At 62.7% G+C, this 13703-nt stretch carries 12 protein-coding genes; 8 read left to right on the top strand and 4 right to left on the bottom strand.

The window, feature by feature from the left end:
* The first annotated feature begins 6 nt into the window (after window positions 1–6).
* A complete protein-coding gene (locus E0H22_RS02860; RefSeq protein WP_233024247.1) occupies window positions 7–1035 on the top strand; it encodes a 2,5-dihydroxypyridine 5,6-dioxygenase NicX family protein in 1029 nt (342 codons plus the stop codon).
* 168 nt (window positions 1036–1203) lie between these two features.
* Complete coding sequence (locus E0H22_RS02865) at window positions 1204–2523, top strand: MFS transporter (RefSeq protein WP_233024248.1); 1320 nt, start codon at window positions 1204–1206, stop codon at window positions 2521–2523.
* Between the two features lie 175 nt (window positions 2524–2698).
* Here E0H22_RS02865 and E0H22_RS02870 read toward each other — a convergent pair whose 3' ends face one another.
* Window positions 2699–2944 (bottom strand): hypothetical protein, encoded by a 246-nt coding sequence (locus tag E0H22_RS02870; RefSeq protein ID WP_233024249.1) that lies wholly within the window; start codon window positions 2942–2944, stop codon window positions 2699–2701.
* A gap of 76 nt (window positions 2945–3020) precedes the next feature.
* The gene (locus tag E0H22_RS02875) at window positions 3021–3923 is read right to left on the bottom strand and encodes a LysR family transcriptional regulator (RefSeq protein ID WP_233024250.1); all 903 of its coding nucleotides are present in this window, start codon (window positions 3921–3923) and stop codon (window positions 3021–3023) included.
* A gap of 95 nt (window positions 3924–4018) precedes the next feature.
* Here E0H22_RS02875 and E0H22_RS02880 point away from each other — a divergent pair, with 95 nt between their 5' ends.
* From E0H22_RS02880 to E0H22_RS02890, 3 genes are all read left to right on the top strand, one after another.
* Window positions 4019–5020 (top strand): YeiH family protein, encoded by a 1002-nt coding sequence (locus tag E0H22_RS02880; protein WP_233024251.1) that lies wholly within the window; start codon window positions 4019–4021, stop codon window positions 5018–5020.
* 120 nt (window positions 5021–5140) lie between these two features.
* Entirely contained in the window at window positions 5141–7174 is a 2034-nt protein-coding gene (locus tag E0H22_RS02885) for a YgiQ family radical SAM protein (protein WP_347340820.1), read from the top strand.
* Between the two features lie 332 nt (window positions 7175–7506).
* Window positions 7507–7677, top strand: coding sequence for a hypothetical protein (locus E0H22_RS02890; protein WP_233024252.1), 171 nt, complete (start codon window positions 7507–7509; stop codon window positions 7675–7677).
* Window positions 7678–7765: 88 nt separating this feature from the next.
* Here the strand turns inward: E0H22_RS02890 and E0H22_RS02895 are convergent, their stop codons facing one another.
* The gene (locus E0H22_RS02895; protein ID WP_233024253.1) at window positions 7766–8713 is read right to left on the bottom strand and encodes an acetamidase/formamidase family protein; all 948 of its coding nucleotides are present in this window, start codon (window positions 8711–8713) and stop codon (window positions 7766–7768) included.
* A 136-nt stretch (window positions 8714–8849) separates the two neighbouring features.
* Here E0H22_RS02895 and E0H22_RS02900 point away from each other — a divergent pair, with 136 nt between their 5' ends.
* Window positions 8850–10475, top strand: coding sequence for an ABC-F family ATP-binding cassette domain-containing protein (locus E0H22_RS02900; RefSeq protein WP_233024254.1), 1626 nt, complete (start codon window positions 8850–8852; stop codon window positions 10473–10475).
* Window positions 10476–10610: 135 nt separating this feature from the next.
* Here the strand turns inward: E0H22_RS02900 and E0H22_RS02905 are convergent, their stop codons facing one another.
* Window positions 10611–11087, bottom strand: a complete 477-nt coding sequence (locus tag E0H22_RS02905) for an Lrp/AsnC family transcriptional regulator (protein ID WP_233024255.1) — start codon at window positions 11085–11087, stop codon at window positions 10611–10613.
* Between the two features lie 151 nt (window positions 11088–11238).
* On the opposite strand from E0H22_RS02905, the gene alr reads away from it, so the two are divergent.
* Entirely contained in the window at window positions 11239–12402 is a 1164-nt protein-coding gene (gene alr, locus E0H22_RS02910) for an alanine racemase (protein ID WP_233024256.1), read from the top strand.
* Entirely contained in the window at window positions 12399–13652 is a 1254-nt protein-coding gene (locus E0H22_RS02915; RefSeq protein WP_233024257.1) for a D-amino acid dehydrogenase, read from the top strand. Before alr ends, E0H22_RS02915 begins: the two co-directional genes overlap by 4 nt.
* The last annotated feature ends 51 nt before the right edge of the window (window positions 13653–13703 follow it).

Here is a 13703-nt window from a genome sequence, read left to right on the forward strand (position 1 = left end):
AAGAGAATGGATCATTTCAGCTTCACGGAAATCTGCCTGCATCAGCTCAAGATGTCAGGCGTTCACGAGGGTGAGAAGCTCATCGTCCTGACGCAGGGCAATGATCGCCTGGATTATGCGGATGCTTTCATGGCGGCCGGTCAGCGCCTTGGCGCCAAGATGTATCATATGCGCTTGCCTGCGGTGCCGCCGGTCGGCGCCTGGGCCGTCGGCCAGACCGGGCTGGCCTCGATGCCGGAAGCCGTCGAGGCACTGAAAGCCTGCGACATGCTGATCGACTGCATCTTCCTGCTGTTCTCACCGGAGCAGATGGCTATTCAGGCTTCCGGCACACGTATCCTGACGGCGGTGGAGCCGCCGGAGTTGTTGGCCCGCATGCTGCCGACCAAGGAACTGCGTGAACGTGTCGAGGTCGGCGCAGAGCTTCTCGCCAAGGCAAAGGTGATGCGCATCACCTCGCCGCACGGCACCGACGTGACCTACAAGCTCAACACTTATCCGACGATCGCGGAATATGCGTGCACCGACAAGCCGGGCCGCTGGGATCACTGGCCGTCGGGGTTCGTCTTCACCGGTGGCGACGACGACGGTGTCGACGGCACCTTCGTGGTGGGGCCGGGCGACATTCTGCTACCGCAGAACATCTATGTGCGCGAGCCGATCACCTACACGATCGAAAAGGGTTGGGTTACCGATATCCGTGGCGGGCTCGAGGCCGAGCTAGTGAAGTCTTATATGGCGGCCTTCAACGATCCGCGCGGCATGGGCATGAGCCATGTCGGCTGGGGCCTCAATCAGAACGCCAAGTGGCACGCGATGGTGCCGGGCGAGTTCCCCGGCGGCATGGGCATGGAGCCACGGTCGTTCTACGGCAATGTGATGTTCTCGACGGGCCCGAACAACGAACTCGGCGGCCCGAACGACACCGCTTGTCACCTCGACATTCCGCTGCGTGGTTGCTCGCTGTTCCTCGATGACGAGCCGATCGTGCTGAATGGCGATATCGCCGTAAAGGAAATGCAGGTCGCGCGCTGACCTGATCCATGGGTGCCCGCACGCCAGATGCGATCTGGTGTGCGGGGCAAGGGCAGCCAAAACCGCTGCGATAGTCCTGAACTGCCGACTTGCGGGGAGAAATCCGTCCGCCAGAACGATCTCTGATTGCCTTGTGGTTCGTCATTATCTCACATAGAGGAAAACACCGTGTCTCAACCATTGATCACTGTCGAAGACGGCATCCGCCAGGCGGGCGTTGGCTGGTTTCAGCGCAAGCTGTTCGTTATTTTTGCGCTCGTCTGGGCGGCGGACGCCATGCAGGTGCTGGCGATCGGCTTCAGTGCGCCGTCCATCGCCAAGAGCTTCGGCATCACCATCCCGCAAGCGTTGCAGACCGGAACGATGTTCTTCGTCGGCATGCTGATCGGCGCCTTTGTGTTCGGTCGCATGGCAGACCGCTACGGTCGTCGTCCGGTCCTGCTCACGGCAGTTTTGATCGACGCTGCCTTCGGTGTCGCTTCGGCCTTCTCGCCGAGCTTCGAATGGTTGCTGGTCGCGCGTCTGCTGACCGGCATCGGCGTCGGCGGCACCTTGCCGGTAGACTACGCGATGATGGCGGAATTTCTGCCGTCGGATCGCCGCGGTCGCTGGTTGGTCTGGCTGGAGTCGTTTTGGGCCGTGGGTACCGTGGCGCTCGCGATCATCGCGCTGTTCGCGGGATCGCAGGGCGGCGATGCCTGGCGCACGATCTTCTTCGTGACCGGCGTTCCGGCGCTGATTGGCATATTGGTGCGGTTCTACGTGCCGGAATCACCGATGTATCTCAATCGAACCGGACGATCGGAAAAAGCGCGCGAAGTCATTCAACGCATCGCGCGCGGCAATGGCAACAATGTCGAGATCGGCCATATCAAACCGGAAGAGCAGAAGTCGCAGTCGGCCTTCGCGCTGTTCTCGCCAGAGCTGCGCCGTCGCTCGATCCTGTTGCTGATCGCATGGTTCACCATTTCGATCTCGTATTACGGTGTGTTCGTCTATCTGCCGGTCCGCCTGTCGGCTGAAGGCTACGGCTTCATGCGCGGACAGTACTTCCTCATCCTGATTGCGCTGGTTCAGATTCCGGGCTTCGCACTCGCTGCCTATGGTGTGGAACGTTGGGGCCGCAAGCCGACGCTGGTGGGCTTTCTGCTGTTGAGCGCGATCGGCTGTCTCATCTATGGCGTGGGTACGTCGTCGAGCGTGGTCGTCGTCGGCACGACGCTGCTCATGAGTTTCGCCCTGCTTGGCACCTGGGCCGGCGTCTATGCTTTCACGCCGGAAGTCTATCCGACGCGTCTGCGTGCCAGCGGCATGGGCGCAGCCGGCGCCATGGCGCGGGCTGGCGGCCTGCTGGCGCCGTCGGTGGTGGCGCCGCTTATGACGACCAATTTCACTCTGGCACTGATCGCGATCTCGGCGTTCCTCGTTGTGGCTGCCGGCAGCGTCAATCTGATGGACGTGGAAACGAAGGGGCGTCCGCTCGAGTAAGACACCAGCCGCCGACGTATTAGGTTGTCAGCAGAAGCCCGGCGGGTCAGCTTCAAAAGCTGCCTTGCAGATTAAACACAACGAGCCGGTCCAAAGCCCGGCTCGTTCATGCCCGTAACCGTGATCGCCTATTGCAGGCCTAATCGCGGCACGGTGCCATCGGGTTGATTGGGGATCACGAGGCAAGCGGCTCTTTCTTCCGTTCGCAGGCAAAGGCCTGCAGGATGGCGAAGCGGGCGAGTTCGATCGACACCGTTCCTTCGGCGGCCTCGATCAACAGATGCGTCGCTGTGCGCCATACATCGGTCTTGTATTCGCAATTGGGAAGCCGGGCGATGTAAGCGCCTGCATCGCGAAGCGTCTCGATCCGGCTGCCATCTGGAATCTGAATTGGGTCGGAAAAACGATCGGACCAGGCCATCACTTCGCAATCTTGCACACTCTCAGCGCAAGAGAACGGCGAACGACGCCAGATGTTCCGCCGATATGACGGGCCGTCAGATAAAGTGGTCTGATGTCGTGAATGACCGGCAATGTGTCTCGAAAGCCCGAGCAACGGCAGAGAGTGGGCGCTCCTTGTGACGCAAAAGCGTGAATTCGCGCAGGTCGAGCGCAAATGGCAATGCATGCAAGTCGCCATTGTGCAGGAAAGGCGCCACCACCGCTTCCGACAGGGCTGTTGCGGCAGCACTGTGGCGCACGGCGGACAGCACTGCTTCGTTCGAGGGCAGCGTCATCACCACATCCAGTCGGGCAGGGTCGACGTTGTGCGCACGCAGCGCCGCCTCGAAGACCGAGCGCGTGCCGGAGCCGGGCTCGCGCATCACCCATGACAAGGACAGGAGATCCTCGGTGCTAACGAGCGGCGTGGCGTCGTGCGGCAGCCGCGACGACGTCACGATCATCAGGCGGTCGGATGCCACGCGCTGCGATGTCAGCGCCGGTTCGTCGATTGTGCCTTCGATGAAGCCGAGCTCCGCTGCGCCCGAAATCACGGCGTCCGTCACGGTGGTCGTGTTGCCAAGCTGCAGTTTGACTTCGATGCCGGGATATTGCGCGTGAAAGCGCATCAGCCGCGGCGGCAGCCAGTAATTCGCGATGGTCTGGCTGGCCTGCAATTCGATCACGCCGCGCTCGATGCCGGCCAGTTCATCGAGCAGCCGCTCGGCACCCCTGGCGCGCAGCAGCATCTCGCGCGCCTCCGGCAGGAAACGGCGCCCTGCGGATGTCAGCTCAATGCCGCGGCCGACGCGGTGAAACAGCGCCACGCCATGCATCGTCTCCAGCGCCTTGATGGCCGAACTGACCGCCGAGGATGACAGGTTCAACGCGGCCGCCGCCTGCGTCAAATGCTGACGTTCTGCAACGGCGACAAAGGCGGCGAGCTGGTCGAGGGTCATGATCGTCCCAAAAATTCGTATAGAACAGCCTTATTTATGAGATAGATCGGGATTTATAGGAAGAATATTCTTCTCTCAAGTCCATCGAGGGAAGCATGTCCTCCACAAAGCGCATTATCGATCTCGGCCCCGGTCTGGCTCTCGCCGCTCTTGTGACGCTTGCGGCGTGGGGCGCGGAGCGACTCGAAATCCATGTGCTCGGCAATCCCTTCGTCGATGCGCTGGTTTTCGCCATCCTGCTCGGCACGGCGCTGCATACAGGCTTTGGCCTTCATGCCAGGGCGCGAGCCGGTGTGCATTTCGCCTCGAAGAGCCTGCTGGAACTGGCCATCGTGCTGCTCGGCGCCTCCATCAGCTTTGGCACCATCGAGCAGGCGGGCTTGCGGCTGATTGTGGTCGTCGCGCTCGTGGTGTTGCTCTCGCTGGTGATCAGCTACGCGCTGTCGCGGCTGCTCGGCCTGCCGGACAAGTTGGCGACGCTGGTCGCCTGCGGCAATTCCATCTGCGGCAATTCGGCGATCGTCGCCGCGGCGCCGGTGATCGACGCGCGGCCGGAAGACGTGGCGTCATCGATCTCCTTCACGGCGGCGCTCGGCATCCTGATGGTGCTGCTGTTGCCGTTGTGCGTCACGGTGCTCGGCCTGAACCAGTGGCAGTATGGCGTTACGGCGGGACTGACCGTCTATGCGGTGCCGCAGGTGCTGGCCGCCACGCATGCCATCGGCGCGGCGAGCGTGCAGATCGGCACCGTGGTCAAGCTGATGCGCGTGTTGATGCTCGGTCCCGTGGTGATCCTCCTCGGTCTGTGGAGCGGGCGAAGTAACGGAAGGCGGCCGGCGCTGCGCGACATGCTGCCATGGTTCATCGTCGGCTTTGTCATGTTGATGTGCTTGCGCACGCTCCAGCTCATCCCGGCCGCGGCGCTCGCGCCGCTGCACACGGCCTCGACGATGCTGACGATCCTGTCGATGGCGGCGCTCGGGCTGTCCGTCGACCTGCGATCGGTCATGACCGCCGGTGGCCGGGTGCTGGCCGCAGGCACGCTGTCGCTGGTCGCGCTGGGCGGCCTCAGCGCCGTCGCGCTGAAGCTGATCTGACGGCGCCGGGTACCGTTTGCGCGTCGTATTCCATCGTCGATGCGCCCGGATTGGTTCCTTTTTGCCTGAAATACTGCGCCACCGTTGTAATTGCGGCTGCGGAGTCTTATTCCACGGCGCATGAGCAACCTCGCAGTCGTCGAAAAACCCCTGATGGCCTGGGCGGGTCCAACCGTGCTGCGCAAGCCGGCGCCGTTCCTTCCCATGAGCCGCGCCGAGATGGACGAACTCGGCTGGGATGCCTGCGACATCGTGCTGGTCACCGGCGATGCCTATGTGGACCATCCCTCCTTCGGCATGGCCATCATCGGCCGCCTGCTGGAAGCGCAGGGTTTTCGCGTCGGCATCATTTCGCAACCGGACTGGCATTCGGCCGAGCCGTTCAAGGCGCTCGGCAGGCCGCTCGTGTTCTTCGGCGTCACCGGCGGCAATATGGATTCGATGGTGAACCGCTACACCGCGGATCGCCGCATCCGCAGTGACGACGCCTATACGCCGGGCGGCGAAGGCGGCAAGCGGCCGGACCGCTGCACCGTGGTCTATGCGCAGCGTTGCCGCGAGGCGTTCAAGGACGTGCCGATCATTCTTGGCGGCATCGAAGCCTCGCTCCGCCGCATCGCGCATTACGATTACTGGTCGGAGAAGGTGCGCCGTTCGATCCTCGCCGATGCGAAGGCGGATCTCCTGCTCTACGGTAATGCCGAGCGTGCCGTGGTCGAAGTCGCGCATCGCCTGGCCGATGGCGAATCGCCGCGCGATCTCGACGATATCCGCGGCGTCGCGCTGTTCCGCCGTGTGCCGGAGAACTACACCGAACTGCCGGCGGATGATCTCGATTCCGCCGATGAAGGCGCGTCACGTCAGAGCGGCGACACGGTGGTGCGGCTGCCATCCTGCGAGCAGGTCGAGCAGGACAAGGAAGCCTATGCCCGCGCCTCGCGCGTGCTGCATCGTGAAGCCAATCCCGGCAATGCGCGCGCGCTGGTGCAGAAGCACGGCGACCGCGACCTTTGGCTCAATCCGCCGCCGATCCCGCTGACATCCGACGAGATGGATGCGGTTTATGATCTGCCTTATGCGCGCGCGCCGCATCCGTCCTATGGCGATGCGAAGATTCCCGCCTGGGACATGATCAAGTTCTCGGTGACGATCATGCGTGGCTGTTTCGGCGGCTGCACCTTCTGCTCGATCACCGAGCATGAAGGCCGCATCATCCAGAACCGGTCGGAAAAATCGATCCTGCAGGAGATCGAAAAGATCCGCGACAAAACGCCGGGTTTCACGGGCGTGATCTCGGATATCGGCGGCCCGACGGCGAATATGTATCGGATGGCCTGCAAAGATCCGAAGGTCGAGAAGGCGTGCCGCCTGCCGTCCTGCGTGTTTCCGGACATCTGCCCGAATCTGAATACGTCACACGACGATCTGATCCGTTTGTATCGCAAGGTGCGCGAGACCAAGGGCATCAAGAAGGTGATGGTCGCCTCGGGCGTGCGCTACGATCTGGCGGTGCAGAGCCCGAAATATGTCGAGGAGCTCGTCACCCATCACGTCGGCGGCTATCTCAAGATCGCGCCGGAGCACACCGAGCGCGGCCCGCTCGACAAGATGATGAAGCCGGGCATCGGCACCTATAACCGCTTCAAGAAGATGTTCGACGCCGCCGTGCAGAAGGCCGGCAAGAAGTACTTCCTGATCCCGTATTTTATTGCCGCGCATCCGGGCACGACCGACGAGGATATGATGAACCTCGCATTGTGGCTGAAGAAAAATCGCTACCGCGCGGATCAGGTGCAGACCTTCCTGCCGTCACCGATGGCGACCGCGACGGCGATGTATCACACCGGCGTCAATCCGCTGCGCGGCGTGCGCCACGGTGCGAGCGAGAAGGTGGAAGCGATCAAGGGCTTGCGGCAACGTCGGCTGCACAAGGCGTTCTTGCGTTATCACGACCCGGACAACTGGCCGGTCATTCGCGAGGCGTTGAAAGCGATGGGCCGTGCGGATCTGATCGGGCCGCGGCCGGAGCAACTGGTGCCAGCGCATCAGCCGCCGGGGACAGGCAAGGCCGCGGGCACCAAGCGCCCGATGCGGCCGGGTGGTGGCAAGATGGGCAAATTCACCACCAAGGGCGTGCCGCTGATCCGCAAGTGAGCGGATTGATTCCGCGTCTTATGTGTGCGGGCGAATTGCATTTGGTTGGCGTAGCAGCTCGCGGCCATCCTTCGAGCCGCCGCTGCGACTCTTCAGGATAAGGGCAGGGTATGTTGTAGACCCTCATGGGGAGGAGACGCGACTTGTCCGCCGTAGCTCGAAGAGCGAAGGCGGAAGTGCTGTCTCGAACCACGCAGGCCGAGCACTATACTCATTCCAATCCCGCTCACGCATGTGTGACGATGCTGAGTTCCACAAAGTTCCCTCCGGGTTCCGCATGAATAGCTGATCAGCGCGGAAAACCGAGTTCCGCTCTGCTGCGTTGTTCCGGCATGACACACCGCATCGCAGAGGAACTGAAAGATCTGGCCCGTATCGCATTGCGCAAGGCCCGCGCACTGTCGCCAGGACCGGAGCGCAATGAGTTGCGACAGGTTGCACTCGCGCTGAAGACGCTTGCCGAGAACCAGGTCTGGCTGGCGGAGCAGTGGCGTGAGCGATGATCACCGCTCGTCATTGCGAGGAGCGCAGTGACGAAACAATTCAGTTCTTGGCTTTCTGAATTGCTTCGCTGCGATCGGAATGACGATCTCAGTGCTTCGCCTGCGCAATCACTTCACGCAGCATCATCACATGGATGCCCTTCTCCAGATTCACGAGTTGAGTGACCCGTACATCGGCTGCGAGGCTGCAGAGCATGTAGGCGTCCTCGCTCGAGAGCGTGGTGCGCGCTGCCACCATCGCGATCATCCGGCGCAATGCAATCCGCGCGGCCTCGTCGAGGTCGGGATCGAAAGCCATGGTGATCAGATGATCCTTCGTCTCGGCATAGGGCGCCTCAAGCTGCGCATTCTTGACGAGATCGATCCTGAAGGTCCCGGTTAGGCCGGTCTCGACAGCGGTGACGCAGACTTCGCCGTCGCCTTGCACGGCGTGACCGTCACCGCAGGAGAACAGCCCGCCGGCGGTCCAGACCGGCAGATACAGCACGCTGCCGGCGCCGAGTTCCTTGTTGTCGATATTGCCGCCGAAATGCGACGGCATAGTTGAGCTGGCGCGGCCGACTTCCGGCTTCGGCGCCGTGCCCATCACGCCGAAGAAGGGCTGCGCATTCAGCGTGATGCCCCATGGGGTCTTGACGAGGCCATTGGTGCGATCAAGCCCGATATGAACGCGGCGGAAATAATTGAAGTCATCCGGCAGCGTGCCCATGCCGGGACGGAAAAGCATGTAACCCCAGTCGTCGGCCAGCTGGATGTCCTGAATCTCGACGCGCAGCGCATCGCCTGGTTCTGCGCCGCGCACAGCGACGGGACCGGTGAGGATATGCGGCCCGAGGTCGGGCTTCACCGCGTCGATAATCGCGAGCAGTTCGGCGCGAGGGGTCATGGCAGGGTCGCTCGGCAGATGATCGCGAGTGCCGCTGACGCTGGTCATGACGACCGTCTCGCCGGGATCGATGGTGGCGATCACCGGCTGTTTGGCGTCGAAATAGCCCCAATGAACGGTTTGCGGTGTGGGTTGGATCTTCTGTGTCATTAGTGGCCCCTGATTTCAGCTTTGCCAGAACAGCATACCGGCTGAACCGGCGTTTGCAGCGCAAAATATCCTTTCGCGGGCTGGCCCGATGCCTTATTGCGAGGCCTGCCATTTTGCCCCGCGAGTCCCGCCGCCCATGATCCGCCTCGACAATATCAGCAAGCAGAACGGTCATCAGATCGTCTTCATCGAAGCCGCCGGCGCGCTGCTGAAGGGCGAGAAAATTGGCCTCGTCGGGCCCAATGGCTCCGGCAAGACCACCCTGTTCCGGCTGGTCACCGGCCGCGAGCAGCCGGACGAGGGTCAAGTCGTGGTCGAGCGCGGCGTCACCATCGGCTACTTCAGCCAGGATGTTGGCGAGATGGCCGGCCACAGCGCGGTGGCCGAAGTGATGGAGGGGGCGGGTCCTGTCAGCATCGTCGCGACGGAGCTGAAGGAACTGGAAGCGGCTATGGCCGATCCGGACCAGGCCGACAATATGGATGAGATCATCACCCGTTATGGGGAAGTGCAGGCACGGTTCGAAGAGCTCGATGGTTACGCGCTGGAAGGCCGTGCGCGCGAAGTGCTGGCCGGCCTGTCCTTCTCGCAGGAGATGATGGACGGCGATGTCGGCAAGCTCTCGGGAGGCTGGAAGATGCGCGTAGCGCTGGCGCGCATTCTTCTGATGCGCCCCGACGTGATGTTGCTCGACGAGCCGTCGAACCATCTCGATCTCGAAAGCCTGATCTGGCTCGAAGGATTTTTGAAGGGTTACGAGGGCGCGCTGCTCATGACCTCGCATGACCGCGAGTTCATGAACCGCATCGTCACCAAGATCATGGAGATCGATGGCGGCTCGCTGAATTCCTATTCGGGCGACTACGAGTTCTACGAGGCGCAGCGTGCCATGAACGAGAAGCAGCAGCAGGCGCAGTTCGAGCGCCAGCAGGCGATGCTCGCCAAGGAAATCAAGTTCATCGAGCGCTTCAAGGCGCGCGCCTCGCATGCGGCGCAGGTGCAGAGCCGCGTCAAGAAGCTCGACAAGATCGAGCGCGTCGAGCCACCGAAGCGCCGCGAGACCGTGGCCTTCGACTTCCTGCCGGCGCCACGCTCTGGCGAAGACGTCGTGGCACTGAAGGGCGTGCACAAGGCCTATGGCAGCAAGGTAATCTACGAAGGCCTCGATTTCATGGTCCGTCGCAGGGAGCGCTGGGCCATCATGGGCATCAACGGTGCCGGCAAGTCGACGTTGCTGAAGCTCGTGGCCGGTGCTTCCGAGCCGGATACGGGAAGCGTCACCATCGGCGGCAGCGTGAAAATGGGCTATTTCGCCCAGCACGCGATGGATCTTCTCGACGGCGAGCGCACCATCTTCCAGAATCTCGAAGACACCTTTCCGCAGGCGGGGCAGGGTACTTTGCGCGCGCTCGCCGGGTGCTTCGGTTTCTCAGGCGATGACGTCGAGAAGCGTTGCCGCGTGCTCTCAGGCGGCGAGAAGGCGCGTCTGGTGATGGCGAAGATGTTGTTCGATCCGCCGAATTTTCTGGTGCTCGACGAGCCGACCAACCACTTGGACATGGCCACCAAGGAAATGCTGATCAAGGCACTGGCGGATTTCGAAGGCACCATGCTGTTCGTCTCGCATGACCGTCACTTCCTGGCCGCGCTGTCGAACCGCGTGCTCGAGCTGACGCCGGAAGGCATCCATCAATATGGCGGTGGCTACACGGAATATGTCGAGCGCACCGGCCACGAGGCGCCGGGGCTGCAGCATAGCTAAAACTCCCAACTTCATGGTGAGGAGCGCGCTCTTGCGCGCGTCTCGAACCATGAGCTGGCGAAGCTCCGAGTCCGCCGACGCGCGCGTTGCGCGCTCCTCAGGATGAGGTGGGAGATTGTGGTGACGAAGGCAACGTCACCCCTTCAGCGCCGATAGCGACACGCCGCGCTTCACCACGGTCCGCATTGCGAAGCTCGAATGCAGGCGGGAGACGCCCGGCATGCGCGACAGGTGCTGTTTGTGGATGCGCTCATAATCCTGCATGTCGCGCGCCTGCACATGGACAAGATAATCGTCATTGCCCGACATCAGATAGCAGGACACCACATCCGGACATTGCGCGATGGCGCGCTCGAAGGCGGAGAGCGCGTCCTCGCTCTGCTTGTCGAGCGTGATGTGGACATGCACCGTCATCATATAACCGAGCTCGGACGCATCGATCTCCGCGGCATAGCCGCGAACGATGCCCTTTTTCTCCAGCGCGCCCAGCCGCCGGGTGCAGGCGGTGGGCGACAGGCCGACTTTTTCGGCCAGCGCCATCTGGCTGATGCGGGCGTCCTGCACGATCTCGCGAAGAATCTTTCGGTCGATGGAATCGAGGTCTGGGGCCATGGCTCCCCTCAGGGTGCAGGAATTCTCTAATGATGGGCCAGAAATCGTCGGAATTCGGCGTCTGTGATCGTAGCAGCGGCCTAAATCGCCGTAAAGCGCCGCTGATGGAGTGAGATATTGATGCCGTTGTCCTCGAGCGGAGGTGGCGGCCATGTTGGCGCGGGTGGAAGTGAATGACGGTGTTCAGCACGCCAGCGCGGTGCTGACTGTCGATCTGGCGGGGATCGGGCGCAATTACCGGCTGCTCGCCAGCAAGGTCGGACCGACCGTCGCCTGCGCAGGTGTGGTCAAGGCGGATGCCTACGGGCTTGGCGCCGACCGCGTCGCCCCGGCGCTGTATCAAGCCGGTTGCCGGTCTTTCTTCGTCGCCCATCTCGATGAAGCGCTCGATCTGCGCCATCATCTGCCGCGTGACGTGACGATCTATGTCCTCAACGGTCTGCCGCTCGGCGGTGAGGGCGATTGCGCCGCCGCCGGCATCGTGCCGGTGCTGAATTCGCTCGATCAGGCGCAGGCATGGTCGCAACAGGCGGGTGAATCGGGGCGGCCCCTCGCTGCGGTGGTGCAGGTCGATAGCGGCATGTCGCGACTGGGGATGACCGCGCGGGAAGTCACGGAGTTTGTCGAAGCGCCGTTGCCCGGGGTCGATGTCACGCTGGTGATGAGCCATCTCGCTTGCGCGGATGAAGCGGAGCATCCGGCCAATGCCTATCAGCGCGAGACGTTTGCGGCGCTCGCAAGACATTTTCCGGGTGTCCGCCGATCGCTCGCCAATTCCTCCGGCATCTTCCTCGGCAGCAGCTTTCACAACGATCTCGTCCGCTCCGGCGCCGCGCTGTATGGCATCAATCCATCGCCCGGCCAGGTCAACCCGATGCTGCCGGTGGTCAGGCTCACGGCGCAGGTCGTTCAGGTCCGTGATGTCGAGGCCGGCGCGCATGTCGGCTATGGTTGGACGATGCAGACGACTCGGCCCACGCGGCTGGCGACACTCGCGATCGGCTATGCCGACGGCTTGCAGCGGGCTTTTGGCTCGAACGGCGCGGTCTATTTCCGTGGCAAGAGGCTGCCGGTGGCAGGGCGCGTTTCGATGGACTCGCTGATCGTCGATTGCAGCGCGCTGCCCGAGGGGGCGTTGGCACGCGGTTCGCAAGTGGAGATCATCGGCGGCCATCAGACGATCGACGATCTCGCATCGGCAGCCGGCACCATCGGCTATGAGATGCTGACATCGTTGGGGCGCCGCTATGAACGAATCTATGCTGAGGAGGTCGACGCGCGCTGGCGCGGTCGTGCTGGGATGATTGCGATATGAAGGTTCTTGTTCTGGGCGCCGGCGTCATCGGCGTCACCACGTCTTACTATCTCGCCAAGGCCGGCTTCGAGGTGACGGTGATCGACCGTCAGCCCGGCCCCGCGCTGGAGACGAGCTTCGGCAATGCCGGCGAAGTGTCGCCTGGCTATGCCTCGCCATGGGCCGGGCCGGGTGTGCCCAAAAAAGCGATCGGCTGGATGATGGACAAATACGGTCCGCTGGTCGTGCGCCCGCAGGCCGATCCGTATCAGTGGCGCTGGATGCTGCAGATGCTGCGCAACTGCACCAGCGAGCGCTACGCGCTCAACAAGTCGCGCATGGTCGGCATAGCCGAATACAGCCGCGACCAGCTGCGTGCGCTGCGTGCCGAGACCGGCATCGCCTATGACGAGCGCAGCAAGGGCACGCTGCAGCTGTTCCGCAAGCAGTCGCAGCTCGATGGCGCCGGCAGCGATATCGACATTCTCAAGCAATATGGCGTGCCTTATCAGGTGCTCGACCGCGCCGGTTGCGTGCAATACGAGCCGGGCCTTGCCGGCGTGCAGCATCTGTTCATCGGCGGGCTTCGCTTGCCCGATGACGAGACCGGCGACTGCCATCTGTTCACGCAGGCACTCGAGAAGATCGCCGCCGGTCTCGGCGTGAAATTCATCTATGAGACCACGATCAAGTCCGTGGATGTCAGCGGCGGTCGTGTCGCGCAGGTGGCGACGGACAAGGGCGTGTTCACCGCGGATCGGTATGTGATGGCGCTGGGCAGTTTCTCGCCGCTGCTGCTGCGTCCGCTCGGCATCGATGCGCCGGTTTATCCGGTGAAGGGCTATTCGCTCACGGTGCCGATCGCCGATGCGAGTGTCGCACCGGAATCGACGGTCATGGACGAGACCTACAAGGTGGCCATCACCCGTCTCGGCGATCGCATTCGCGTCGGCGGCACCGCTGAGGTTGGCAACTATACACCGCGGCCTACCGCGCCGCGCCGTTTGCTGCTCGACAAATCGCTGACGGATCTGTTCCCGAAGGCAGGCGATCTCGCGCGTTCGACGTTCTGGAGTGGATTGCGGCCGATGACGCCGGATGGTCCGCCGATCGTCGGCCCGACGAAGTTCGACAATCTTCATCTCAACACCGGCCACGGCACGCTCGGCTGGACCATGGCCTGCGGCACCGCCCGCGTGTTGTCCGACCAGATCGCCGGCAAGGCGCCGGAGCTGGATGTGAACGCGCTGGCGATCGCGCGGTATAGCTGAAACTTAACCTCTCCCCGCATCTTGCGCGGGGAGAGGTCGCCACGTCTTCGC

Source organism: Rhodopseudomonas boonkerdii, from assembly GCF_021184025.1.
Classification (GTDB): Bacteria; Pseudomonadota; Alphaproteobacteria; order Rhizobiales; family Xanthobacteraceae; genus Tardiphaga; species Tardiphaga boonkerdii.

Excerpts from the sequence above, each read along its gene's own strand:
- E0H22_RS02860 (WP_233024247.1), top strand. The coding sequence starts at position 7 with ATGGATCATTTCAGCTTCACGGAAATCTGCCTGCATCAGCTCAAGATG.
- E0H22_RS02870 (WP_233024249.1), bottom strand. The coding sequence starts at position 2,944 with ATGGCCTGGTCCGATCGTTTTTCCGACCCAATTCAGATTCCAGATGGC.
- E0H22_RS02875 (WP_233024250.1), bottom strand. The coding sequence starts at position 3,923 with ATGACCCTCGACCAGCTCGCCGCCTTTGTCGCCGTTGCAGAACGTCAG.
- E0H22_RS02880 (WP_233024251.1), top strand. The coding sequence starts at position 4,019 with ATGTCCTCCACAAAGCGCATTATCGATCTCGGCCCCGGTCTGGCTCTC.
- E0H22_RS02885 (WP_347340820.1), top strand. The coding sequence starts at position 5,141 with ATGAGCAACCTCGCAGTCGTCGAAAAACCCCTGATGGCCTGGGCGGGT.
- E0H22_RS02890 (WP_233024252.1), top strand. The coding sequence starts at position 7,507 with ATGACACACCGCATCGCAGAGGAACTGAAAGATCTGGCCCGTATCGCA.
- E0H22_RS02895 (WP_233024253.1), bottom strand. The coding sequence starts at position 8,713 with ATGACACAGAAGATCCAACCCACACCGCAAACCGTTCATTGGGGCTAT.
- E0H22_RS02900 (WP_233024254.1), top strand. The coding sequence starts at position 8,850 with ATGATCCGCCTCGACAATATCAGCAAGCAGAACGGTCATCAGATCGTC.
- E0H22_RS02905 (WP_233024255.1), bottom strand. The coding sequence starts at position 11,087 with ATGGCCCCAGACCTCGATTCCATCGACCGAAAGATTCTTCGCGAGATC.
- alr (WP_233024256.1), top strand. The coding sequence starts at position 11,239 with ATGTTGGCGCGGGTGGAAGTGAATGACGGTGTTCAGCACGCCAGCGCG.
- E0H22_RS02915 (WP_233024257.1), top strand. The coding sequence starts at position 12,399 with ATGAAGGTTCTTGTTCTGGGCGCCGGCGTCATCGGCGTCACCACGTCT.